Raw genomic sequence first — 26,037 nt, forward strand, 5'->3', positions numbered from 1 at the left:
TAAGGCTATATGAAGTTTTTAAAACAGGCGATATAAACTTATAAAGAAGTATGGAGGGTCTTAAATGGCTAATTTTATCGAACGTTTATTAAACGGTGAAAAAAAGACATTGCATAATCTGGAAAAGACTGCTGACAAGGTCATGGCACTGGCCAATGATATGGAAGCGTTAAGTGATGATGCATTGAGAGAGAAAACACAGGAATACAAACATAGATGTGAAGAAGGGGAATCCCTTGATGATTTACTGGTTGAGGCCTTTGCCACTGCGCGTGAGGCTGCACGCCGTACGATTGGCGAGTATCCGTATAAGGTACAGATTATGGGTGCGGTCGCAATGCATCAGGGCGATATCGCCGAAATGAAAACCGGTGAAGGTAAGACGCTGACCTCCACCATGTGTGTTTATCTGAATGCTTTAAGCGGCAAAGGTGTGCATGTTGTTACTGTCAATGACTATCTGGCAGGCCGTGATGCGGAATGGATGGGACAGATTTATCGGTTCCTCGGCTTAACTGTTGGTGTGAACTCACGTCCATTGACGCCTGCACAGAAGCGTGAAGCATTTAACTGTGACATTACCTATACAACAAACTCTGAATTAGGCTTTGATTATCTGCGTGATAACATGGTAACCGATGTGAAGGATCGTGTACTGCGCGGCTTGCATGTCGCAATCGTCGATGAGGTCGATTCCATTCTGGTTGATGAATCCAGAACACCGCTCATCATTTCCGGTGGTGCGAAGAAAACGGCGAATCTGTATCTGCAGGCAGATGCTTTCGCAAAGCGCTTAAAGGGCGATGATTATGAAATTGATGAAAAAACACGCCAGATCATGCTGAGTGAAAAGGGTGTAAGCGTCGCAGAGCGTTATTTCAAAATTAAAAATCTGTACGATGTCGATCATACACAGCTCGTTCACCATATCACACAGGCATTAAAAGCAAACTATATCATGAAAAATGAGGTAGAATACGTGGTTCAGGATGATGAAATCGTCATCGTTGACCAGTTTACCGGACGTACAATGCCAGGACGTGCATATTCCGATGGTCTGCATCAGGCAATCGAAGCCAAGGAAGGTGTATCCATCAAAGAGGAAACAAGTACCCTTGCGACCATTACCTATCAGAACTTCTTCCGTCTGTATGACAAGCTGGCCGGTATGACCGGTACGGCAAAAACTGAGGAAGAGGAGTTCCTGGATATTTATAATATGCGAGTAATTGAAATTCCTACAAACAAGCCAGTACAGCGTATTGATTATCCGGATGCAATCTTCGCCAATCCAAGACTGAAATTTGCCGCACTGGTAAGAGAAGTAAAAGAGCTGTATGAAAAAGGACAGCCGGTACTGGTTGGTACGATTTCCGTAGAAACCAGTGAGCTAGTTCATGAATTGCTGAAAAAGGAACGGATTCCTCATGAAGTTCTGAATGCGAAAAACCATGCGCGAGAAGCGGAAATTATCGCAAAGGCAGGGCGACCTAAATCTGTGACCATCGCAACCAATATGGCAGGCCGTGGTACCGATATCAAGCTAACTGATGAATCCCGTGCGCTTGGCGGTCTGGTTGTTCTTGGCAGTGAGCGCCATGAATCCAGACGTATTGACAATCAGCTGCGTGGACGAAGCGGCCGTCAGGGAGATCCTGGATTTTCACGCTTTTATGTATCCTTAAAGGATGAGCTGATGATTCGATTCGGCGGCGATAAATTTGAAAAGCTGTTTGAATCTATGGGCGATGCACAGATTGAATCCAAAATGGTTACAAAATCCATATCCCAAGCACAAAAGCGTGTTGAGGGCTATAACTATGATGTTCGTAAGCAGCTGCTGGATTATGACGATGTATTGCGTAAGCAGCGTGAAATCATGTATGAACAGCGAAACTTCGTTCTGGAAAATGATGATGTGCACGGAATCGTACGCGATATGATTGATCGTGTTATTGACAGTGTGGTAGATGCCAATGTGGATCATACCCGTCATGATGAAAGCGTGGATTATGCAGGAGTTCTGCAGGGGCTGGAGCTGCTCGGTTTGGAAGAAAAGGACAATCTGAAGCTGGAGGAAATCCAGGGCAAGGAAAAGGATGCTGTAACAAAATACTGTGCAGAAAAAATCTTCACCTTATATGATGATAAAATCAAGGATATCCGTGATGAATTTAAGCAGTTTGAAAAAACCATCGTACTGCGTAACATGGATCGTAACTGGATTGAGCATATCGATATCATGGATAAGCTGAGAAACGGTATTCATTTGCGTTCCTATGCGCAAAACAATCCTCTGCAGGCATATATCCAGGAGGGATATGAGATGTTTGAGGAAATGCAGGCACGTATTGCACGTGAAGTAGTATTCTTCGCTTTGAAGGTACAGGTAGAAAGAAAAGTGGAAAACTAATATGGAACTATACGAAATTAAACAGGGGGTGAACACTCATCAGGCGAAGCTTGCACAGCTTGGTGAGTCACTTTGACTTAGCTGAAAAAAAGCATAAGATTCAGGAGCTGACGAGCATGACGCTGCAGGATGATTTCTGGAGTGACCCGCAGCATGCCCAGACGCTGATCCGGCAGCTCAACGGCATTAAAGACATTGTGGAAAGCTATGAAAAGCTGAACAGTGCGCTGGAAGGGCTGGAAGAAACACATGATCTTTTAAAGGAAGATTATGATGATGAAATTTTTGAGCTGTTTGAAGCAGAGTATATGGAGATGGAAAAGAACTTTGATGATTTTGAAATCAAAATTCTTCTCTCTCATGAATATGATCATTCCAGTGCGATCTTAGAGCTGCATCCTGGAGCCGGTGGTACGGAGTCCTGTGACTGGGCTGATATGCTGTATCGTATGTATTCCCGCTGGGCTGAGAAGAAGGGCTTCAAGGTGAGTGTGCTGGATTATCTACCTGGAGAAGAGGCAGGTATTAAATCTGTGACCTTCCTTGTGGAAGGCGATATGGCCTACGGATATCTGAAGGCGGAAAAGGGCGTTCACCGTCTGGTGCGCATTTCACCGTTTGATTCCGGTGGAAGAAGACACACCTCATTTGCTTCGCTGGATGTTATGCCGCAGTTCAATGATGAAATTGAAATCGAAATCAAGCCTGAGGATTTAATTGTGGAGACCAAGCGCGCCAGTGGAGCCGGTGGTCAGCATATCAATAAGACAGATTCCGCAGTCCGCATGGTGCATAAGCCAACTGGATTGGTGGCGACCTGCCAAAATGGACGAAGCCAGCATGAAAACCGCGAAGAAGCACTGCGTGTTTTGAAAAGCCGGTTGTATCAGAAGATGATTGAAGAACAGGAAGCCAAGCTGGCAGAAATCAAGGGGGAACAGAAGGCCAATGAATGGGGTTCACAAATACGTTCCTATGTATTCCATCCATATTCCATGGTGAAGGATCATCGAACCAGTTGTGAAACCAGTGATGTACAAGGGGTCATGGATGGCGATCTGGATGCGTTTATCTTTGCATATTTAAAAACACAGATTTGATTAATTTATCAATTAAGGTATCTAAAAAGATGTGTGATACATCTTCCGGATACCTTTTTTATTGACCAATAAATCTTATGAACCGAGGATACATAATATAGAGTTTGATGTAGTTATTGAAATCTTAAATTATGATAAATGAAAGGATAAAGATATAGAAGCGGTTATTAAAATTTGCTATAGCTCTCAAATAATAAACTAATTTTCTAATTCAATATAAAAAACTGATTCCGTGGTTTTCGCATCCGGAATCAGCTTTTTACTTGTTCATACGTCTGAAGAAACTTATTGTAGGCCGGCAATTCTCTTCTTATTTATGCAGCAGCTCAAGCATATATTCATATTCCGGCTTCTTCAGAAACTGGCGGATTTTCTTATCCTGCGTTATAAATGTGGAAAGCAGTTCAAAGAAATACGATATCGTCTCCTCCTGCGCAGGCGCTACGGAAATAAGGAAAATGATTTGAACCTGCTTACTTTCCCAGAGCACAGCATGCTTCAATACACCGATCGATACAAAGCTTTGCGAGGATACTGGTTTATTTGGGTGTGGAATTGCAACGCCGTTTACTAAATCCGTTGCAGCATAGGATTCACGCTCCTGTATCAGCCTTAGAAAATCATCAGGAAGCTGGATGTCCTTCTGAATAAGCTGCACCATCGTACACAGGATTTCATCGCGGCTTGTACCTGCAACATCGGTATAAAAAAGATTTGGCTTTACGATACTTCGTATATCAAATCGCTGCTTTTTCTTATAAAGGGTTTGCTCGATTAGCTCAAAATCCTGAATATCCAGGAGATTACTGATTTGAAGCACGGGAATTGGAAGCTGTTTATGAATCGGAACTGTTGAAAAAGCATAATCATAGGTATCCAGCTCAATAGAATCCAGCTTATAATATTCAATGATTTTAATCGTATTGATACAGGCTGCAAATTTCTTTTTAATCTGATAAGCGAGTAGCTGGGAGGTAGCACGTCCGGTACTGCAGATAATGAGTATATGAACAGGACTGCTCTCCTGCCGGCGTTCCAGTGCAAGAATGAGGTGTAAGGCAAAATAGCTGATTTCATCCTCTGATATGGATACGTGAAGGTTAGCGCCTACAGCAGCAAGTCCGATTGCCGCAAGCTCAAATGCAAAGCTGTATTTCTTTTTAACATCATCAAGAATAGGATTATGAATACTCAGTCCACTTTTCAGACGATTGACAAAGGGGATCATATGAAGCATCAGATTTTTCTTTAAATCACGATCATAGAAAAAATCGAGTTTTGTGTGATCAAAAATAGCACGCAGCATTTTATTGACGAGGAGTAGAATTTCGGGATCGTTTTGCGATTCTCCTCCGTCATTCTCTGTAGGCTCGAAATGCTGTTTCCCCAATATATGCTGTGTCAGATAACAGATTTCAGCCTGCGGAAAGGTGGTTTGAAAAACAACACCTGCCTGCATTGCCATCTGTGCAGCAACGCGGTACTCTGCCTTCTGTACCAAGGCAGCCTGAGAGGCAGGGCTCATCGTTATGATGTTATCGTTTTTAATACGTTCAGAAGCAATGAGAAGATGGATTGCCAGACTTTGAGCACCGACATCGGATACATGCATGTTTTCCTGTAGTAATACAGGTGTGACAGCCTGCTCGATGATGTGATTTAATGTTCCGGCGTTACTGAGCTGATTCGCAAACATCGAAAAGCTTGCGGATTGATCGTGAAAGCAGTACTGTGCCATGCATTGCCGTTTGTCTCTTTCATCACCTTCGATTCGTATACCGAGATTTGCTTTGGAAATGATGCTGAGCTGATAGACGGAAAGCAGCCTTTTAATCTCTTTAAGGTCTGTATTTAGCTGCGATAAAGAGATATAGAGCTCCTCTGCCAGCTCATACAGCTTCACATAATCATCCTGATAAAGCAGATGCTGCAGAATATAGACTTTTCTTTTATCCGGTGTATCCGGTATCTGACGGTTTTGCAGTGTCATCAGATACTGTCTGAATATTATTTGATCACAAATAATCAGTGAAGAACCAAAGCCTGGCCGGGTATGGATGTCAAACCCATAATGTCTGCTATTCTGCTTCAGGGCAGAAATACAGCGGCGAATGGATTTTGAAGACACGCCGCAATGCATAGCCAGCTGCTCACTGCTGACAGCATCCGTATGGTTCATGAGCTCACTAATGATTTGAAAGGCCAGATCAGTCATATTTCCACGCTCCTATACTTTGATTATATCATAACTTTCACGATATCTGCTGCGATACTTAATTGCCGCGATATCAGAAATGTCCATAGCGATAAGGAAATATTCTGGATTTATTTCTGTCCACAGGAATGCGGAACATGCTAGTGTTTACAATTTTCCAGAAACTGATATAACTAAGGTGTACCGGCCGTACAAAAAACGTCAAGGAGATTTGGTATGAAAAGAAAGAACACCTGTATTCGGCTATGCTTTTACATATCCGGGCTGATTCTGTTTTCTTTTGGTATATCCGTGACCATCTATGCGAATATCGGCGTCAGTTCATGGGATGCAGTCAGTGTCGGGTTAAATAAGCTGTATGGATGCAGCATCGGAACCTGGATGAATCTGATATCCATTTGTCAAATCATAGCAGGAGGTATCCTGTGTAAGGAGCGTATACGTTTTGAAACCTTTCTAACCTCGCTTGGTCTTGGCTTTCTGGTAGACGGATTTAACCTTATGCTGTGTCATATCCCCTTAACACCTGTAATCTCTTCGGAAGTGACATATGCAATCGGTATGCTACTGATTGCTATTGGCTGTGGTACCTATCTTTGTGCAGGTTGGCTGCCGACAGCTATCGATTACTTTATGCTGAGTATTAGGAAACGGTATTCCCTCAACATTGCTAATGCTATGCTGCTGTGTGAATGCAGCGGTCTATTGATTGCTCTGCTATGCAAAGGCCCTATTGGATATGGAACAGTGGCTGCGACCTTCCTGTACGGGCCCCTGATTCATTTGTCGAATACAAAGGCAAAAAAGCTTTTTAAGAAATTAACTTTATTATAGGAGGAAAAACGTATGAATATCTTACTTGTATGTGGTATGGGAGCATCCACAAGCATTGTTGTTAATGCAATGAAAGAACATTTAACAAAAGAGGAACAGGACTGGGTAATTGAAGCACGGTCATCTCAGGATGTCAAGGAAATCGCGGGAAAGTACGATCTGGTGCTGCTGGCTCCCCAGGTACGGTATCAGAAAGAAATGGTTGAGGAATATTGTACGCCTCTGGGAGTGCGTGTCATGGTATTGGATTCCTTTGCTTATGGAACCTGTAACGGGGATAGTATCATGAAAATGGTGAGAGGAGAGCTGCATCATGGCTGAGCTGCTCAATAAGCTGGAAGCCAGATTGATGCCGATTGCAGGCTTCTTCGGCAGGCAGCGTCATTTTCTTGCGGTTCGTGACGGTATTGTATCGGCAATCCCTTTTACCATCATCGGCAGTCTGTTCCTGGTTGTTGCTGCACCTCCATTTAGTGCAGATATCAGTACGGGAATCGGCTTTCTGGATTCCTTTCTCATGGCATGGCTGAATTTTGCTGAAGCAAATGCTGACTACATTATGGCTCCGTTTCATGCTTCTATGGGAATCATGTCACTGTTTATCTGTATCGCAGCGGCATATTCATTGACGAAATCGTATGGCAAACAGCCGCTGAGCTATGTACTTCCAACAGTATGTATTTACATCATGATTATCACACCGGTAAAGGATGGCAACATTCTGACAGCTGCCATGGAGAGTCAGGGAATTCTGCTTGCTGTCTTTGTCGCACTGATTTCTGTGGAAATTATGCGCTTTGTGGAAAATCGGGGCTGGACGATCCGTATGCCAAAGGGAGTGCCTCCTGTGGTTGCAGATTCCTTCTCCTCTCTGTTTCCGTTTGCGATTGCCATCATCATAATGTACGGTGCTTCCTTACTATGCCAGTTTACAACTGGTAAGCTGATACCTGATGTTTTCTTTTCTATGTTTGCAAATGTGAAGGCTGGTGTCGATAATATTTACATGATGACTCTGTTGATCGGACTGGAGTCCTTCCTATTTGGCTTTGGCGTCCATCCAACAACTGTGGTTGGAGCTATTATCAATCCAATTTCATTGATGAATACAACAGCAAATGCAGAGCTAATTACAAAGGGCATGGCAGCCACCAATATTTATACCGATCCCTTCTTTAATTTCTATATTGGTATCGGAGGTGCCGGAGCAACGCTTATTCTGTGCTTTCTGTTGCTGAGGAGCAAGTCTAAGCAAATGAAGGAGCTTGGAAAAATTGCTATCATACCGAGTATTTTCAATATCAACGAACCACTGATTTTCGGTCTTCCTATCTTTCTGAATCCAATTTTGATTATACCCTTCACGCTTGTACCGATGATCAATACTGCAGTTGCATGGATAGCTACAGCCGTTGGGCTCGTAGCGCCTGCTTATATCAATGCACCCTGGACTGCGCCTGCCCCGTTTGCAGCCATTTTATCAACGATGGATATAAGAGCAGGGCTTCTGGTTCTTGCCCTGATGGCTGTTGACGGATGCATCTGGTATCCATTTATGAAGGTTTATGAAAAACAATTACTGCTGAAGGAGGGGGAAGAGGAAAATGGATAAGGCTACTGAACTGGCATTTCAACTTATATCACTTGCCGGTGATGCAAAGAGTATGGCATTTGAGGCACTGGCGGATGCCAGAAAAAAAGATTTTGCTTCGGCTGAGAATAAAATCAAGCAGTGTGATGAGAAAATAAAGGAAGCACATAAGGTACAATACGAGCTGTTGAGCAGAGAATGCTCGGGTACCTGCGATGTGACTATCAATTTTATGATGGTACATGCACAGGACCATGTGATGACGACGATTCTTGCAAAGGATATTGTTGAGGAGCAGATATTGTTGAGAAAGGAGTTGTGTGATTTATGAAACGGCTGTTGGACTGCGATACATCGGATTTAAAGAAAATGAATAAGGAGGAACGACTTGCCGCGATAGAAGCAAGTGAAGGAAGACTTCTGATACAGGAGCTTTCTCTGTTTCAACAGACACAGCTTCTGGAGCCATTGAGTGATGCAGAAATCGCCTGTGCGTTCGGAGCGGATATGCTGCTGTTAAATGCATTTGATTGCAATGCTCCGCAAATTCCAGGCATCGAATGTGAGGCAGAGGAGGTAATACGTAAACTGAGCGCATATACCGGCAGATTCATCGGCGTGAATCTGGAGCCAGTAGGAAATTCTTCGCTGCTGAGTGAACGCTCTGCTTTACCTGCAGGCCGTATGGCTACTGTGGAAAATGCAGAAAAGGTAAAGAAGCTTGGCTTTGATTACATCGTGTTGACGGGAAATCCGGGAACCGGCGTGGACAATACGGCAATTATAAAGGCATTACAGGAAATGCGTGCAGTTGTGGGTGATGATTTGATCCTAATGGCAGGGAAAATGCATGCGGCAGGTTCCAAAACAGAGGCCGGCTGCAATATCATCAATAAAGAACAGATTCATGCATTTATTTCTGCAGGGGCTGATGTGATTTTGCTTCCTGCTCCAGGAACTGTGCCGGGCATCACATTTGAATTTATTAGTGAAATGATCGCTTATGTGCACAGTCTTGGAAAGCTGACACTGACCGCTATCGGCACATCACAGGAGGGAGCTTCCGCCGCCACAATAGAACAGATTGCTTTGATGTGCAAGATGGCAGGCACTGACCTGCATCATATCGGTGATGCGGCAATCGGCGGTATGGATCCGGAAAATCTTATGACCTACAGTATCGCAATACGCGGCAAGCGTCATACCTATATCAGAATGGCACGCTCCATTAACCGCTGATAAAAGATAAACCATTGGTAATCGTTTAAAGCCTGTTACCGGAGCCTTTAAAGAATGCCGATGGTTTTCATTTCCATGAAAAAAACAGACAGAAAATTTCTTGGATTACATTTCTTACATGTGCTATAATTGCGGATGGCAAAGGAAACGAGGTAGTGTATATGCAGAATCACAACAGAAAAGACCAGCTGATTGAAATCATCAGTATCATCATGGGGAATCTCATCATTGCGGCAGGGGTAACCTTCTTTATTCTTCCCCTGGATATATTATCCGGAGGGGTCGCAGGTATCGCCGTTGCCCTGCAGCCGATTTTCAACCTGTCCCCGCGTCTGGTCATCAACGGACTCACCATTGGTCTGTATCTATTGGGCGCTATATTTCTTGGAAAACGCTTTGCATTAAAAACCATCGTTTCCACCGTTGTATATCCACTGTTTATCTCCGGATTGGGGATGCTGTGGCCGGATGTTCAGGTGACAAGCAATCCGCTGCTCGCCTCCATCTACGCAGGGGTCTGTACAGGAATCGGAATCGGTCTGGTGTACCGTGTGGGAGGAAGTACGGGAGGTATGGATATTCCACCGCTGATCATTAACAAATATACGAAGATTGCACTGCCTACCCTGGTAATGTGCATCGACGGGGCCACTGTTCTGTTAGGGGCAAGTGTCTATGGCGTAGAAGCCGCAATGATCGGGCTTGTCTCCGTTTGGGTATGCGGTCAGCTGATTGACAAGGTTATTACCATGGGATCACATGAGGCGAAAAATGTTATGATCATTTCTGATAAATTTGAGGAAATGATGCAGGTGATCTATCAGAATATCAATCGCGGCGCAACCATATTACATGCGGAGGGCGGCTATACGAGAACAAGTAAGCCGGTCATCATGATGGTGGTTGTCAAAAAGCAGTTTTCAGAGCTGAATCACATCATTGCGGAGGTCGATCCAGAAGCCTTTGTCATCGTTAGTGATGTCAATGAGGTACAGGGAGAGGGCTTTACGTATCAGGAACAGCTGTAAAACTATGATTATTCGGACGGGATACGTCCTTTTTTTGTTTTCAAACGTCATTGTTCAATACGGAATCAGCTTCTGTGCAGGCATGGAGCATACATAGAAAAATCGGAAATCATACATACCCAATGGTAATGTTTTCTATATATTATAGCTTTTATGACCGCGTTTTGAAATTGTAAGAATTTTACATACGACAGGCACTGTCAACCCTGTCGATTTATGTTATAATGTTAGCCAAAGGAGTGATGAAATGATCCTCTTAAAAGATGTATCCAAATCATATAGGAATGGGGTTCACGCACTGCGTGATATCAATCTTGAAATAGATGAAGGTGAATTTGTTTATATTATCGGGCCAACCGGATGTGGAAAGTCCACATTGATTAAACTGCTGGATGGAGAGGAGCTGCCGGATCAGGGAGAGGTGTATGTAGCGGAAACAAATGTCGGAAAGCTGCGTCATTCGCGTGTTCCTTTTTACCGCCGCAATATCGGTGTGGTTTTCCAGGATTTCCGTCTGCTTCCCAAAATGACGGTGTTTGAAAATATCGCCTTTGCTTTGGAGGTATTGGCATTGGACAAGGTAACGATACGACGGCGCGTGCGTGAGATTTTAGAGCTTGTATCACTGCAGGATAAGGCAAAATCCTTTCCGGATCAGTTATCCGGTGGTCAGCAGCAAAGAGCAACCATCGCCCGGGCAATCGCCAATCATCCAAAGGTACTGATTGCGGATGAGCCGACCGGAAATCTGGATCCTGAAAAATCCATTGAAATCATAGAACTGCTGGATAAGATCAACAAGGTGGAGGGAACGACCATCGTTATGGTTACACATGACTCCACACTGGTCAATGCATATAAAAAACGCACGATAGCGCTGGAAGACGGCTTTATCGTTGCGGATATCGCGAAAGGCGGATACATACATCATGATTAGTTTTATACAAAGTCTCCCCAAGCACTTTATGACGGCATTGCGCAATCTTGCCCGTCATATGGCGATGACATTGTCCAGTGCATCCGCTGTTGCGGTAACGCTGACACTCATGACATTGTTTCTTGTGCTTGCGGCCAATATGAACAGCTTTGCGAACAATGTGGAAACAAATCTGAAAATTCATGCGTCGATTGATTCTCTGCAGAAGGAGAACGAAATCCAGCGTATGGAAACACTGATTAAGGGAATCACCGGAGTGAAATCGGTGGAATTTTCCAGCAAAGAGGAAGAATTAAACATTCTGATAGAGGAAAGCGGCTCCGTATTTGAACGCTACAAAGACCGCAATCCCATGCCGAATGTATTCATTGTGGAAGTGGAAAAGGCATCGGATATTCCCAGTATCACAAAGACATTAAACAATATGGATGGAATTGAAAAAGCGCAATACGGCGGGGAAAGCATAAAGGACATGATCGATACCTTTGAGACGATACGCTATGGCGGCGCCGTCTTTGTTCTGGCTTTGGGAGTGCTTGCGGTATTCCTTATTACAAATACCATCAAAATGACGATTTATACAAGACAGACAGAAATATCCATCATGCGAAATGTAGGAGCGGGTAACTGGTATATCAAAACTCCGTTTATGTTTGAAGGCATGCTGATCGGTATCATAGGGGCATTGCTTCCTGTGATTCTTACAGTTTTCGGTTATGGCTTCCTGTATGACTTCTTTGGCGGTCAGTTTATGAGCAGCATGTTTGTTATGCAGAAGCCGTATCCGTTTACCCTGCAGATAGCGGGAATTCTGTTGCTGAGCGGAGCGGCTGTCGGCATTATCGGAAGCTTTCTTGCGGCGACAAAATATTTGAGGTGGCGACGATGAAATATAAAAAATTAGGTATTATGACCTGTATGGCTGCGGCATTGCTGTTTCTTATGCCGCCTCAGCACAATTCCGTGCTGTATACGGCTAACTTCGAAGGCAATGAGGAAGCCTGGCTGAATAAATGCAGTGTTGCACAGGAAACAGAGGCGGCTGCACAGCAGTGTGCGGCCTTTAAGGAATATTATGCGGGACTTAGCAGCTCGCTGGAAGGAGAGGTATCCTCTCTGAATAAGAAGATTGCTTCTATTCAAAGCAATATCGAAGAAATCACATCAGTTATGAAGCAGCTGCAGTCTGTTATTGATCAGCTGGATAAAAAAATCAAAATCAATGAAGCAAATATCCGTACCATAGAAGGACAGATTGTTAAGCTGAATGGAGAAATCAAAAAGAAACAGAAGGACATCGATCAGCGTAATAAAATTATCACCGACCGCATGCTGGATGAGCAGGCCGTAACAGGCACCAACGTCGATGTGGAGGTTATCATGGGGTCTAAGGATCTCGTCGATATGATTCGCAAGGTGGATGGACTTCAAAGGATTACTGACAGCGATCAGATAGAAATCAAGAAGCTGCAGAAGGATAAGGCGGAGCTAGATCATCAGAAAAGTGAAAAGAACCGTCTGAAAGCTGATATTGAAGCGAAAAAGGCAGAAAATGAAAAGGATAAAAAAGAAACAGAAAATGTACAGAAGCAGAAAAAGGAGCTGTTGAAGGAATATCGCAAGCAGGAGGCTGAGCTGAATGAAAAAATGCGTTCCACACAGGTGAATATTGAAAGCATTCAGAACAATATGATCAATATCAATACCTCGGTTGCGGGAAAACTGGATTTCAGCGGCAATGGGGCGCTGATGATGCCGGTTCGCGGAGGCAGTGTGTCTGCCGGTACCTGGTATTATCCTGGCGGCGGTGTTCACCTCGGTTTGGATATGGCGGCTCCCATTGGTACGCAAATCGTAGCACCTGCGGACGGAATCATTTTGTATGCCAATAATCCGGTACCAACAAACGGAGGCTATCTGGGAAACTGGAGCGGTTATCCGGCTGGTGGCGGAAACAGCATCCATATGCTGACGCAGGCTGGAGGAACTACCTATGCTATCAGCTTCTTCCATATGTCAAATGAGGGCTTTGCGGTATCTGCCGGTACCCAGGTGAAAAAGGGACAGCTTCTGGGACTGACCGGAAACAGCGGGAATACATCCGGGCCGCACTGTCATATCGAAGTAATCAATCTTGGAAATATGAGTATTTCCTCTGCTATATCTCAGTTTCGCTCCTCTGCCGACTTTGCATGGGGCTGCGGCTGGGGAAATGGCGCATTAAGCAGAACCTGCGGTGCAAGCGGTGCTCCATGCCGTGAAAAGCCGGAAAATATCTTCGGGTAAGCTTACCTGTTCAGGATGAGCTGCTCATACGAGGCGTAAATTTACGAAAAGTCAGGAGTGATGTTATGATCGTAATGGAAAACGTATCTAAGGAATATAAAAATGGTGTGCATGCCCTGCGGGATATCAACCTTGCCATTGATGATGGAGAGTTTGTATATATCATCGGCCCTACCGGTTCCGGGAAATCCACACTGATTAAGCTGCTGGATGGGGAGGAAATTCCAAATAGCGGAACTGTCATGGTGGAAAACGTCAATGTTGGGAAGCTGAAGCATTCCCGTGTTCCTGTGTACCGCAGAAATATTGGCGTTGTATTTCAGGACTACCGTCTTCTACCAAGACTTACAATTTTTGAAAATATCGCATTCGCTCTTGAAGTTATCGGAATGAAAAAAGTGGATATCCGCCGCCGTGTGCGTGAGGTGCTGGAGCTGGTATCTCTGGAGGATAAGGCAAAAGCCTTTCCTAATGAGCTTTCCGGAGGGCAACAGCAGCGTGCAACCATTGGCCGCGCCATCGCCAATCATCCTAAGGTGCTGATTGCGGATGAGCCAACCGGAAATCTGGACCCGGAAAAATCAGCGGAGATCATGGAACTGCTGGAAAAAATCAATGAAGTAGAAAAAACGACGGTAGTCATGGTAACACACGACTCGACAATCGTTGACCGCTTTAAAAAACGCACCATCTGTCTGGAGGAGGGATATGTGGTTGCGGATATTATGAAGGGGGGCTACCTGCAGCATGATTAAGTTCTTCAAGGCGTTCCCCAAGTTCGTTAAAACTGCCTTTTTAAGTATTTTTCGCCACATTGCTATGTCACTTTCCGCATCCAGTGCAGTAACCATCACATTGATTCTCTTTTCTGCTTTTCTGATGATTGCCGGAAATGTCTCCCTGTTTACCAATTCCATAGAAAATGATTTACAGATTCATGTAGTATTGAAAGCAGATGTGAAAACACAGAAGAAAATCGATGAGGCAAGAGCTGGCTTGGAAAAAGTAAACGGTGTGCGAAGGGTCACCTTTTCCGATAAGGATAATGAGCTGGAGCTCATGATCAAGGAAAAGGGAAAGGAATTTGAGATGTACCGCGGGAAGGACAATCCGCTGTGCAATGCATTCTTTGTATCCGTTAAGGATGCGAATCAGATTAAAGCCATCAATTCGCAGATTGAACAGCTTTCCTTTGTAAAGCAGTCTGTTTATGGCGGAAGCAGTGTTTCCCAGATGATATCCGTATTGAATACGATCCGTTCCGGAGGGCTTATCTTCGTTGGACTATTATCACTGCTTGCTCTGTTTTTGATTTCCAACTCGATAAAGCTGACGATTTATGCGAGAAATACGGAGATATCCATCATGCGCAATGTGGGCGCCGCAAACTGGTATATCAAGGTGCCGTTTATGATTGAAGGAATGCTGATTGGTCTGATGGGCGCAATACTTCCATGTATATTCACCTATTTTGGTTATCAGTATCTGTATGATCTGTTAAACGGACAGATTGTCACCAGTCTGTTTGCACTTCAGCCAATCATGCCGTTTACCCTGCAAATCTGTGGAATACTGTTGCTGGGCGGTATGGCTGTCGGTCTTATCGGAAGCTTTTTCTCCACAACAAAATATTTGCGCTGGAAGCGCTGATGATATAATGAAAATGTAAGAGACTGTAATGTGGCAGCCTGCTGCAGAAACGCTGAGCAAATGAAAGCGTAGATGCAAAGGTGTACCGCAACAGTCTTTTTTCTGTTATAGACTGTTTCCGTAATAGATTGCATCCGTATTTTCCCTGTTGACGATGGAAATGCTTTTTTACTTTCGCAAAACCATTACAGAAGGAAGAAAAATAAGTCATGCGAATATCTTTCACACAGCCATGATAAGGAAAGGATAAGGCGCTGCATTTTATATCAGGCAGCCTTCTTTCATCGAAATAGTTATCATCCTACATAAAATGTGATATGATTATAGTCGTAAATCTGTAAAGGACAATGAGGTGTTTTGTATGGCAGAAAAAAAAGTAGTGAGATATAAACTGGTCAGACATAAATGGCCGGATGAAATACAGGCAGAGAAAAGACGCAGACAAAGAAGGGCTGGAGTTATCGCCATATGCATTGTATGCTTTTTTGGAGGATTCTTTTTAAACTCTACGCTGCATCAGACTTCGGCAGCCTCCAGTGATGAATTTCAGAAGCTGGAGGAGATTTACACGCTGATGAGTGAAAAATTTTATTTCGGCAAGGATCAGAAAAATCTGAAGCAGAAGCTGATGGATGGCGCAATCAGCGGTTTGGTGGAAGCCGGAGGAGATATTCATACGAGCTATCTGGATAATGAACAGACACAAAGCTTTACCGGCTCCATGGAAGGCAGCTTTGTCGGTATCGGTATTCAGTTTTACAGTGTGGATGACTCCACCTTCATCATTGATGAGGTGCTGAAAAACTCCCCTGCGGAAGCGGCAGGATTTTTGATGGGAGATCAGATTTATGCAATCGACAACACCGTTTGTAAAAAAATGACGGCAAGTGATGTAAAGGCGCTGATTACCAATTCCAAGAGTGATGAAATCACATTAGAAATCATACGGGAAAACAAGCATAAAAAAATCAAGGTGAAAAAGGCAACCGTACAGGATTCTGTATACAGCAGTGTTCATGGCAAAACGGGAATACTGGAGCTGGATACCTTTGCGGAAACAAGCGGAGATGAAGTAAAAAGTCATCTGCAAAGCCTGAAGAAGGACGGCTGTGAAAATCTGATTCTGGATCTTCGTAACAATACCGGAGGATACTTAAAATCAGCACAGGAAATCGCCAGCTATTTGCTTCCGAAGGATACCGTGATTTTTCGTGAGGAAAGCAAGGATGGCAGTAAGGAAGATTATAAAACCATCAGCGGATATGAGCAGTTCACCTATAAAAAAATTGTCATTATTGTGAATGGAGATACAGCAAGTGCGGCAGAGGTGCTGACAGCTGCTTTGAAGGAGCATCTGGGGGCAACAGTTGTCGGAGAAAAAACATATGGCAAGGGAACGGTACAGGTACCGCTTACCTTTAAGGATGGAACGATGTTTAAATACACAACGGCGGAATGGATTACGCCAAACGGGGAAAAAATAAATGAAAAGGGTATCACGCCGGATGTGGAGGTAAAGCTGGATGAAGCATTTTATACAAGTGCTCCCATTCTGAAAAAAGAAGTATATAAGCCGGATACGGTATCGACAGCAGCTAAGAGTGCTCAGGTTTATTTGAAGTTCCTCGGCTATGCAGTTGATCGTACGGATGAATATTTCTCCTATGCATCCAGTGAGGCTTTGAAGCAGTATCAGAAGGATAAAGGGATGGAGGTCACCGGGAATATTGACGCGGATACCCTGACATCCCTGCTGTCAAGCTGCGCATTGAAGTGGCATAGCGAGGAAGCACAGCAGGATACGCAAATGAAGAAAGCGGTGGAACTGACAAATGGAAACTAAATTATTTGATCTCGTATCGGATTATCAGCCGCAGGGAGATCAGCCAAAAGCAATCAGAGAGCTTGTGAACGGCATCAAGGAAGGAAAGAAGCAACAGGTTTTGCTGGGGGCAACCGGTACAGGTAAGACCTTTACCATATCCAATGTGATTGCACAGGTTAATAAACCGACACTAGTATTCGCGCATAATAAGACACTGGCAGGACAGCTGTATTCCGAGTTTAAGGAATTTTTTCCAAACAACCGGGTGGAGTATTTTGTTTCCAACTTTGATTATTATCAGCCGGAGGCTTATATTCCAAGCTCTGATACCTATATCGACAAAAATGCGACGACCAATATCGAGCTGGATATGCTGCGCATGGCGGCTGTCAATTCCATACTGGAAAGAAGAGATACCATTATCATTGCATCCGTAGCATGTATTTATGGTGCCAGCAATCCGGAACAGTACCGGGAGATGTTCTTTTCCATACGGGTTGGTGATATCATTGACCGTAAGGAGCTGATGGGAAAGCTGGTAGCCAGACAGTATACGAGAAATGATATGGATCTCTTACGTGGAACCTTCCGCGTACGCGGTGATGTGATAGAGGTTGCTCCGGGACATACGGATTCCTTTATCCTGCGCATTGAAATGTTCGATGATGAAATAGAGAGAATCTGTGAAGTGGATCCGCTGACAGGGAAGGTACTCAATGCCTATACGGTATATGTGGTGTATCCGGCAAGCGGCTATGCGACGAAGCAGGAAATTATCAACCGTGCCGCAAATACGATTGAGGAAGAGCTGGCAGATCGTCTGCAGGTTCTGGAAAATGAGGGAAAGCTGCTGGAAAAACAGAGATTAGAACAGCGTGCGCGCTATGATATTGAAGCATTGCGGGAGTTTGGAGTTTGTCCCGGTATCGAAAACTATTCCCGTCATATTGATGGGCGAAAGCCGGGAGAGCGTCCATATACCCTGTTTGATTATTTTCCGGATGATTTCCTGCTGGTAGTCGATGAGTCTCATGTCTCCCTGCCGCAGATCCGCGGGATGTACAACGGAGATCGTGCCCGCAAGGAAACACTGGTCAATTACGGCTTCCGTCTGCCTTCCGCATTGGATAATCGTCCAATGCGCTTTGAGGAATTTGAGAAAATGATCAATCAGGCGATATTCGTATCGGCAACACCGGGAAATTATGAGCTGGAACAGACCAAGGGAGAAATTATTGAACAGATCATCCGTCCGACGGGTCTGCTGGATCCAGTGGTTACCGTGCGACCGACACAAGGACAGATTGACGATCTGGTGGATGAAATCCGTACCCGCATTGAAAAGAATGAGCGTACGCTGATTACAACCCTGACTGTGCGCATGGCAGAGGATTTGACCAGCTATCTGAAGGGGATGGATTTCAAGGTTGCCTGGCTGCATCATGAGGTAAAGACGATTGAGCGTACGGAAATCATACGGGATTTACGAAAAGGAAAATATGATGTACTGATCGGTATTAACCTGCTGCGTGAGGGATTGGATATACCGGAGGTATCTTTAATTACCATTCTGGATGCCGATAAGGAGGGCTTTTTGCGAAGTGAACGCTCTCTGATTCAGATTATCGGACGTGCAGCTCGTAATGCGCATGGACAGGTTATCATGTATGCGGATAAAGTAACGGATTCCATGCAGAAGGCACTCGATGAAACTGCACGACGTAGGGAAATACAGATTGCCTATAATAAAGAACATGGCATTACGCCGAAAACGATTATGAAGCCGATTCATGAGGTTGTCCGCAGTAAGGAAACACAGGAAATGACGGCGAAATACATAGGTAAAAAAGCCAAGGTCAGCAAAAAGGATAAGGAAAAGCTGCTGGCAAATCTGGAAAAGGAAATGCGGGAGGCCGCAAAGGTGCTCGACTTTGAGCGTGCGGCGGAGCTTCGTGATATACTTCTGGAGCTGAGAAATTCATAAGGAAAGGGGGCTTCTATGTTTACTGAGAAAAACAAAAAAATCAACCGGCTGACATTAAAGCATGTATTGTTTCTGATTACGTATACGATAATATTGATCTGGGTAATGCTGCATCTGAATGAGGTGTTTGATACCATAACCATGGTGATTGGTATGCTGCGGCCGTTTATTTATGGCATTATGATGGCCTTTGTGTTTAATATACCGATGAAGTTCTTTTTGAAGAAGCTTCCGGACAGCTTGGGACGATGGAAAAAAGTGCTTGCCGCTGTCTGTTCCTTTTTGATTATTTTCGGTATTCTTGCCTTTATCATCCGCATTGTTATGCCGCAGGTGATTGACAGTATCGCTTCCCTGGCAAATTCTCTGCCCGGCTATATTGAGGACGCGCAAAAGACGATTACCGCAATGATTGAGAAACAGCAGATTCCGGATGAGGTTCTCAGGCAGGTGGATACCTATTCTGCCCAGCTGCAGGATACGCTGGTGAACTTACTGAAAAACGGGATACCACATCTGCTTACGATGGCAAGCGGTTTTGCGAGTAGTCTTGCCAATGTATTTATGGCACTGGTTATTGCCGTTTATCTGACGGTATCGAAGGATAAGCTTCTGGAGCAGTCCCATCGCTTCCTGTATGCGTTCACCTCTCAGCGGGTCAATCATAATGTATTGCGTGTGGCCCGGCTGACTAATACGACCTTTTCAGCCTTTATTACCGGACAGCTTGTAGAAGCTGTTATTATCGGTGTTTTATGTTATATCGGCTGTCTGATATTAGGCTTTCCCTATGCGCCGATTCTGGGGGTTATCATCGGCTGTACGAATATCATACCGATTTTCGGAGCAATCTTCGGTGTAGTGTTATGTGCATTGCTGGTAGCCTTCGTCAATCCGCTGCAGGGTGTGTTTTTTGTGATTTTCGGTATCTGCCTGCAGCAGTTTGAATCTAATCTGATCTATCCGCGCGTGGTGGGAACCAGTGTCGGACTTTCCGGTTTATGGGTTCTGTTTGCAATCACGGTCGGCGGTGGTTTGTTCGGCTTTGCCGGTATGCTGCTGGGACTTCCGACATTTTCTGTGATATACTCCCTGCTGCGTGAGGAAATGAACCGCAGAGTACGCATGAAGCAGGAGGGCAGAAAAGTGGCTGAGGCAGCTCCTGTTGAGGATGAAAGAAATGCTCAAAAGCATACAGCATAGTAGATAATAGTGTTGTATACATATGCATATGATACAGGCTGTTGATTTTTAAAAAGCCGTATCTGCCAATCGACAAGGTTCTTACTTAACTATGGATGTAGAAAAATTAGAGATTTCAAAATCTATTGGATAACTATCAATGGATTTAGAGGTCTCTTTTTTTGTCATACCTGAAAGTTTGTAGGAATTTGATACAAAAGACAATTCCTTTTTATGTGGGAAAACGTAAGACAGGCTGGTTTATCGTATTGGTCACACAGATAAAGTGTGGTAGGTACACCAAAGACAGTTACAGTTTCCTGGTGAGGATTCCCTTTCGATGGGGCTACTGGTTTCTATTTTCTTGTATAAGAAAATGTATTTTATTTGTTGTGTCAGAAAATCCAACCGGGTATTAAAAAGCTGTATGTGTAAGCAGTCAAAACACCGCTAATGGGTAATCATAAGCAGGATGGAGCAAGTTTATGACGAATCAGAAACATTCTGGTATAATAGGAAAAAAAGTGAGGTATTTTATGAAAGTAATTTTATCACCGACAAAGCAAATGAAGCCTGTGGAGAGAACACCGCTTCAGATTCCACACTTTATCAAAGACAGTGCAATAATCTGTGAAGCACTAAAACAGCTCACAGCTGAGGAACTACGCAGGCTGATGAAAATCAATGAAAAGCTTGCGGAGGAAACAAAACAGCGGTATGCTCAGCTGTCCTTTTCCATGGAAGGTACGCCGGCTTTGTTTACATATAACGGTCTGCAATTCAAGCATATGCACCCCCAGGATTTTTCTGAAAAGGATATTACATATGCGCAGGAATGCCTGCGTATTCTTTCCGGTATGTATGGTGTACTTCAGCCAATGGATGCCATACAGCCGTATCGTTTGGAAATGCAGACACGTCTGCCTATTGCAGGGAAAAAGGATCTGTATTCCTACTGGGGAAACCGTCTGGCACAGTATCTGTTGAAGGAAGAGGGAAACTCCCCCTGTATTATCAATCTTGCCAGCAAGGAATATGCGAAGGCGGTGCTTCCTTATCTTCCACAGGGGAGCTGTTACACAGTAACCTTTTACATAGAAAAAGAAGGCAGGCTGAAAACGGAATCCACACAGGTGAAAATGGCCAGAGGCTGCATGGCAAACTGGATCATAACCCGTCAGATACATACCGTTGAGCAGCTCACCTGCTTTCATGCGGACGGCTACGTGTATCAAAAGGGGCTTTCCAGTATTGATGAACTGGTGTTTGTGAAAAAGAAATAAGGTAAAAACTGGTGGTTTTCAATAAAATCTGGAAGTATGCCTCTCTTTTTCAGGTAAAATATGAAAATTTTGAATAAAAAATTGTAAGAAAATGATTGCGTCTCTTTGTCGTTAATGATAAAATCCACATGATAGAGAGGAGTATATTATGGAATACTTAAAACTGATAGGAATAGCAATCATCGTTCTTGGCTTTGCATTAAAGTTCGATGTACTGGCAACTGTTCTGCTGGCTGGTCTGGTAACAGGAATTGTTGCAGGAATGGATATACCACATATTCTTTCCATTCTGGGAGAATCCTTTGTTAGCAATCGTCTGATGTCGATCTTTCTCATTATCTTCCCGGTTATCGCCATTATCGAGCGGTACGGGCTGAAGGAACGTGCGGCATATCTCATAGGAAAAATAAGAAATGCATCTGCCGGTAAGGTGCTGGCCATTTATATGGTGGTGCGTACGGCTGCCAGTGCATTCAATGTGCGAATCGGAGGACATGTGCAGTTTGTCCGTCCACTGATTCTGCCAATGTCCGAAGCTGCCGCAAAGGTAAGCAAACACGGTGAATTGAGTGAACAGGAGATAGATGAGCTGAAGGGTCATGCTGCGGCTGTGGAGAACTTTGGAAACTTCTTTGCGCAAAACTGCTTTGCTGCGGCAAGCGGTGTCGTTTTGATTCAGGGAACCTTGTCCATGTATAAGGAGGTCACCCTGTCCAGTATTGCACTGGCAAGCCTTCCGGTGATGCTGATTACGGTTATCTTTACCTTTGTACAGGTGTTCTTGTTCGACCGTAAGGTGAAAAAGGCAGGTGTTCGTCGTGACTGATTTTCTAACCAATATCGCCCCGGAAATATTTTATGCGTTGTGCGGGCTGGTATGTCTGGATGCAGGCTGGCGTGCTTTTCGTAAAAATGATAAGGCGAAATACGGAACTGCATTGTTCTGGGTTCTCGTCGGTGTGATCTTCATGCTCGGAAAATGGATTCCAAGTACAATCACCGGAGGTATTCTGGTTGTGATGGGTATTCTGACGGTAAGCGGACAGGTGCGGATTGGAACCTTTAAGGAGGTTAGTGTGGAGGAAAAGGAAAAAGAAAGCAGACGTATTAAAAGCTGGATTTTCCTTCCTGCTGTGACGGTCGGCCTGATGGCACTGGTGATGTCCTTTGTCAGAGTTGACGGTGCTGCATTGGATGGGGCTGTCATGGTGGGAATCGCCTGTCTGATTTCCTTTGTTTTAGCTATTATCATCTGCCGTCCAAAGGTAAATGAAACACGGGAGAATACGACAAAGCAGCTGATGCAGGTTGGTGCATCCTGTCTGCTTCCGCAGCTGTTGGGAGCATTGGGAACCCTGTTCACGGAAGCCGGTGTCGGGGATGTGATTTCCAGTATGATATCCAGTGTGGTACCGAGTGGAAATATCCTGGTTGGTGTTATTATCTACTGTCTGGGTATGGTGATCTTTACAATGATTATGGGAAATGCTTTTGCGGCATTCTCTGTTATTACTCTGGGTATCGGTATTCCCTTTGTCATTGCACAGGGTGGTAATCCGGTTGTTGTCGGTGCATTGGGTATGACCTGCGGATTTTGCGGTACCCTATTAACGCCAATGGCTGCCAACTTCAATATCGTGCCAACGGCTGTTTTGGAAACCAGCAATAAATGGACTGTCATCAAGGCGCAGGCACCGATGGCATTCGCAATGATTGTCGTACACATCATGTTGATGCTTGTACTGGCGTTTTAGGAAAGGAAGCTGTTTATGAAAATATTAGTAACCGGATTTGATCCATTTGGCGGAGAACCGATAAATCCTGCCATTGAGTCTGTGAAGCTGCTGCCGGATACGATAGAGGGCGCAGAGATTATCAAGCTAGAAATACCTACCGTTGTGCATAAGTCTTTACAGGTGATTCATGAAGCTATTCAGAAGCATGATCCGGATATGATTTTATCCATCGGACAGGCAGGTGGCCGCAGTGATCTTACAGTGGAGCGTGTCGGTATCAATATGGACGACTGCCGTATAAAAGACAATGAGGGCAATCAGCCGATTGATGAGCCTGTGTTTGCGGATGGCGATGCAGCGTATTTCTCCAATCTGCCAATCAAGGCAATGGTCAATGAGATTCGTAAAAACGAGATACCTGCCTCTGTATCAAACAGTGCGGGAACCTTTGTATGCAATCATGTACTATATGGAGTACGGTATATGATTGAAAAGGAATTTGCCGGAAAGAAAAGCGGATTTATCCACATTCCGTATTTGCCGCAGCAGGTAGTAGATAAGCCGGGACAGCCAAGCATGGCGCTGGATGTTATCGTAAAGGGGTTGACCTGTGCGATATCCGCGATGATTCATAATGAATCGGATGTCAAAACGATAGGAGGCACCATCTGTTAGGATGAAACTGTTCGTATATGGCTCCCTGCGAAGGGGATTGTATAATTATGAGCTTTATTTGAAGGGAAAGAGTCAGTTTATAGGCTATGGCTATGTGATAGGAGAGCTGTATGCTTTAAAGGAACGCGCATATCCGGCTCTGCTTCCGGGGAATTCCAGAATTCTTGGAGAAATCTATGAGGTGGATGAAGCTGTAGCCTGCGCTATTGACGTATTGGAGGAATATGTTCCTGGGAGTTCGGAAAATGAATATGAGAAAATATTCACCCGTATACTGGATGAGCAGGGCAGACTCCTGGATACACTGCCGGTTTACTGGTATCATGTGGAAAAGCCGGGAAACCGAGAGCTACTGGACAGCATCATTCAGGAGCATGATTTTACTGCCTATTGCAATGCAAATAGGAAATAAGGCCCCATAGGAAATATGGTATGCATATTTGATAATTATTTCTTATATAAAATACAGGGATGCTGATATGGAAAGGTTATAAAAAACGTGCAGGACGAGGAAGGGTTCTTACTTTAAGGTATAAGGAAGGAACATGAGATACAAAAGGATGGATGAACATTAACTATTTGTATTTCATGCTTCCCATATACCCCGAGATGAGAGAGAAGAACCCGGGATGGTGTGCACGTTTTTCTATAGGTTAGTTATTCATATGATTTCCATGAGAGTTGAATGCTATTCTGTAAAGGGATAGATACAATGTATATTGCCGAGAAGGAATCGGCAGTCATGTTCGTATGCTACTATTTAGCTTTCCTGCAGATATGCAGTGGCTTACAGGATGTATGAAATCTTTATATGGTAATTCTATGTTTTTCAAGCTGTGAATATTTGACAGTTATATGAATATATAAGTCGTTTAACTATACTGAAATAAATCTGAGCTATAGCTGTCGCTGAGTCTTTCAACAGTATATGGTTTGATTACAGCAGTTCGATTTATTAAAGGTGCGGTTATAGCGGATATATGGTAAAATACATAGGAGTTGAATAATTGGAAAGGTTGGCTAGAAAGTAAAGAAGCAGAGGGAGAATGATGAAATGAAGCTTGTAGTAAGCAGCTGTCTTATGGGCATAAATTGCAAATATAGCGGAGGGAATAATGCATCACAGGAATTGCTGGAATATGTAAAGGAGCATGAGGTGCTTATGCTGTGTCCTGAGGTTCTGGGTGGTCTGCCGATTCCCAGAGCATGTGCTGAAATCACAGGATCACAGGTCATGAATACGGATGGTGTGGATGTCACAGCACAATTTGAAAAGGGGGCAAGGCTTGCCCTGTCGAAGGTGAAGGCTTTCCAGCCGGATCTGGTTATCCTGCAACCGCGCAGTCCAAGTTGTGGAAAGGGCAGTATATATGATGGCAGCTTTCAGAAAAAACTGATAGAAGGAGATGGAATCTTTGTGCGTCTTCTGAAGCAAGAGGGAATCCCGGTTATGAGCTGCGGGGAATTTCTGGAAGAAGTGAAGCAGCATTCATCAAAAGGCGGAGAATTGCGATGAAAACCCGTAGGAAAAGCAATTTTTCTCGAAAAAAAACGAATTAAAGATTGTAAGTGGTATCAAAATGGTTTAAAATAGGATATGTAAAAAAGTTGTTTAATAGGAGGAATATAAAATGAAACAAATCACTGTATCTGTTATTGACCCAGTTGGATTACACGCACGTCCAGCTACTGTTGCTGTAAACGCTGCAAGCAAATTCAAATGTGAAGTTAACGTGTCTTTCAAGGGCCGTGAAGTAAACATGAAATCCATTATGGGTGTTATGTCACTGGGTATCCCTACGCAGTCTGAAATTACAATTTCCTGCAACGGTGACGATGAAGATGCTGCAATCGCTGCAATCGAAGAAGTATTGCGCGCTCAGAAAATTATCGGGTAATTTAATTTAAGAAAAGCTTCCGACTATGGTTCTGCTGATAAGACTGTAGAGGAAGCTTTTTTCTTTGGTTATTTTGGGTACAGAAGGATGTTTTTGTTTATGAAGATAAAATAACTGGTATGCAAAGTAACATACTGTACCTGTTCGTATCACTGTATTCG

At 44.0% G+C, this 26,037-nt stretch carries 24 protein-coding genes; 23 read left to right on the top strand and 1 reads right to left on the bottom strand.

All coding sequences use genetic code 11. The features are described 5' to 3' along the window. Nucleotides 1-64: 64 nt before the first annotated feature. The gene (secA, locus tag GKZ87_02165) at nt 65-2,413 is read left to right on the top strand and encodes a preprotein translocase subunit SecA (GenBank protein QSI24387.1); all 2,349 of its coding nucleotides are present in this window, start codon (nt 65-67) and stop codon (nt 2,411-2,413) included. Between the two features lies 1 nt (nt 2,414). Further along, nucleotides 2,415-3,513, top strand: a protein-coding gene (gene prfB / locus GKZ87_02170; protein ID QSI24388.1) for a peptide chain release factor 2 whose coding sequence is annotated in 2 segments (ribosomal slippage) — nt 2,415-2,486 and nt 2,488-3,513 — 1,098 coding nt in all. Because the reading frame shifts where the segments join, the coding sequence is not laid out codon by codon here. A gap of 310 nt (nt 3,514-3,823) precedes the next feature. Here the strand turns inward: prfB and GKZ87_02175 are convergent. Further along, a complete protein-coding gene (locus GKZ87_02175; protein QSI24389.1) occupies nt 3,824-5,728 on the bottom strand; it encodes a PRD domain-containing protein in 1,905 nt (634 codons plus the stop codon). A 216-nt stretch (nt 5,729-5,944) separates the two neighbouring features. Here GKZ87_02175 and GKZ87_02180 point away from each other — a divergent pair, with 216 nt between their 5' ends. The 21 genes from GKZ87_02180 to GKZ87_02280 all read left to right on the top strand — a co-directional run bounded on the left by GKZ87_02180 (nt 5,945) and on the right by GKZ87_02280 (nt 25,876). Then, on the top strand, nt 5,945-6,562 hold the full coding sequence (locus tag GKZ87_02180; GenBank protein QSI24390.1) for a membrane protein: 618 nt from the start codon (nt 5,945-5,947) through the stop codon (nt 6,560-6,562). A 12-nt stretch (nt 6,563-6,574) separates the two neighbouring features. After that, entirely contained in the window at nt 6,575-6,883 is a 309-nt protein-coding gene (locus tag GKZ87_02185; protein ID QSI24391.1) for a PTS sugar transporter subunit IIB, read from the top strand. Then, nucleotides 6,876-8,174, top strand: coding sequence for a PTS sugar transporter subunit IIC (locus GKZ87_02190; GenBank protein QSI24392.1), 1,299 nt, complete (start codon nt 6,876-6,878; stop codon nt 8,172-8,174). Before GKZ87_02185 ends, GKZ87_02190 begins: the two co-directional genes overlap by 8 nt. Further along, nucleotides 8,167-8,484: a PTS lactose/cellobiose transporter subunit IIA gene (locus GKZ87_02195; protein QSI24393.1), complete on the top strand. Its 318-nt coding sequence runs from the start codon at nt 8,167-8,169 to the stop codon at nt 8,482-8,484. Before GKZ87_02190 ends, GKZ87_02195 begins: the two co-directional genes overlap by 8 nt. Beyond that, a complete protein-coding gene (locus tag GKZ87_02200; GenBank protein QSI24394.1) occupies nt 8,481-9,392 on the top strand; it encodes a haloacid dehalogenase-like hydrolase in 912 nt (303 codons plus the stop codon). The genes GKZ87_02195 and GKZ87_02200 overlap by 4 nt, the downstream gene beginning before the upstream one ends. Before the next feature lie 161 nt (nt 9,393-9,553). Beyond that, nucleotides 9,554-10,420 carry a DUF2179 domain-containing protein gene (locus tag GKZ87_02205; protein ID QSI24395.1) on the top strand — a complete coding sequence of 289 codons (867 nt, stop codon included), beginning with the start codon at nt 9,554-9,556 and terminating at the stop codon, nt 10,418-10,420. A gap of 247 nt (nt 10,421-10,667) precedes the next feature. Further along, a complete protein-coding gene (ftsE, locus tag GKZ87_02210; GenBank protein QSI24396.1) occupies nt 10,668-11,357 on the top strand; it encodes a cell division ATP-binding protein FtsE in 690 nt (229 codons plus the stop codon). Continuing rightward, the gene (locus GKZ87_02215; protein ID QSI24397.1) at nt 11,350-12,246 is read left to right on the top strand and encodes an FtsX-like permease family protein; all 897 of its coding nucleotides are present in this window, start codon (nt 11,350-11,352) and stop codon (nt 12,244-12,246) included. Before ftsE (GKZ87_02210) ends, GKZ87_02215 begins: the two co-directional genes overlap by 8 nt. Beyond that, nucleotides 12,243-13,643: a peptidoglycan DD-metalloendopeptidase family protein gene (locus GKZ87_02220; protein ID QSI24398.1), complete on the top strand. Its 1,401-nt coding sequence runs from the start codon at nt 12,243-12,245 to the stop codon at nt 13,641-13,643. The genes GKZ87_02215 and GKZ87_02220 overlap by 4 nt, the downstream gene beginning before the upstream one ends. A 65-nt stretch (nt 13,644-13,708) precedes the next feature. Continuing rightward, nucleotides 13,709-14,398, top strand: coding sequence for a cell division ATP-binding protein FtsE (gene ftsE, locus GKZ87_02225; GenBank protein QSI24399.1), 690 nt, complete (start codon nt 13,709-13,711; stop codon nt 14,396-14,398). Next, nucleotides 14,391-15,293, top strand: coding sequence for an FtsX-like permease family protein (locus GKZ87_02230; protein QSI24400.1), 903 nt, complete (start codon nt 14,391-14,393; stop codon nt 15,291-15,293). The genes ftsE (GKZ87_02225) and GKZ87_02230 overlap by 8 nt, the downstream gene beginning before the upstream one ends. Before the next feature lie 361 nt (nt 15,294-15,654). Further along, nucleotides 15,655-17,136 carry a PDZ domain-containing protein gene (locus GKZ87_02235; protein ID QSI24401.1) on the top strand — a complete coding sequence of 494 codons (1,482 nt, stop codon included), beginning with the start codon at nt 15,655-15,657 and terminating at the stop codon, nt 17,134-17,136. After that, nucleotides 17,126-19,102: an excinuclease ABC subunit UvrB gene (gene uvrB / locus GKZ87_02240; protein ID QSI24402.1), complete on the top strand. Its 1,977-nt coding sequence runs from the start codon at nt 17,126-17,128 to the stop codon at nt 19,100-19,102. The genes GKZ87_02235 and uvrB overlap by 11 nt, the downstream gene beginning before the upstream one ends. A gap of 15 nt (nt 19,103-19,117) precedes the next feature. Then, nucleotides 19,118-20,305: an AI-2E family transporter gene (locus GKZ87_02245; GenBank protein ID QSI24403.1), complete on the top strand. Its 1,188-nt coding sequence runs from the start codon at nt 19,118-19,120 to the stop codon at nt 20,303-20,305. A 515-nt stretch (nt 20,306-20,820) separates the two neighbouring features. Next, nucleotides 20,821-21,567 carry a peroxide stress protein YaaA gene (yaaA, locus tag GKZ87_02250; GenBank protein QSI24404.1) on the top strand — a complete coding sequence of 249 codons (747 nt, stop codon included), beginning with the start codon at nt 20,821-20,823 and terminating at the stop codon, nt 21,565-21,567. A gap of 148 nt (nt 21,568-21,715) precedes the next feature. Further along, nucleotides 21,716-22,393: a DUF969 family protein gene (locus tag GKZ87_02255; protein QSI24405.1), complete on the top strand. Its 678-nt coding sequence runs from the start codon at nt 21,716-21,718 to the stop codon at nt 22,391-22,393. Continuing rightward, on the top strand, nt 22,386-23,321 hold the full coding sequence (locus GKZ87_02260) for a DUF979 family protein (protein QSI24406.1): 936 nt from the start codon (nt 22,386-22,388) through the stop codon (nt 23,319-23,321). Before GKZ87_02255 ends, GKZ87_02260 begins: the two co-directional genes overlap by 8 nt. Nucleotides 23,322-23,336: 15 nt before the next feature. Next, entirely contained in the window at nt 23,337-23,978 is a 642-nt protein-coding gene (gene pcp, locus GKZ87_02265) for a pyroglutamyl-peptidase I (GenBank protein QSI24407.1), read from the top strand. Nucleotide 23,979: 1 nt separating this feature from the next. Beyond that, entirely contained in the window at nt 23,980-24,390 is a 411-nt protein-coding gene (locus GKZ87_02270) for a gamma-glutamylcyclotransferase (GenBank protein QSI24408.1), read from the top strand. Nucleotides 24,391-25,032: 642 nt separating this feature from the next. Then, on the top strand, nt 25,033-25,494 hold the full coding sequence (locus GKZ87_02275; GenBank protein QSI24409.1) for a DUF523 domain-containing protein: 462 nt from the start codon (nt 25,033-25,035) through the stop codon (nt 25,492-25,494). 115 nt (nt 25,495-25,609) lie between these two features. Then, the gene (locus GKZ87_02280; protein ID QSI24410.1) at nt 25,610-25,876 is read left to right on the top strand and encodes a phosphocarrier protein HPr; all 267 of its coding nucleotides are present in this window, start codon (nt 25,610-25,612) and stop codon (nt 25,874-25,876) included. Nucleotides 25,877-26,037 lie beyond the last annotated feature (161 nt).

Source organism: Erysipelotrichaceae bacterium 66202529, assembly GCA_017161075.1.
GTDB lineage: Bacteria > Bacillota_I > Bacilli_A > Erysipelotrichales > Erysipelotrichaceae > Clostridium_AQ.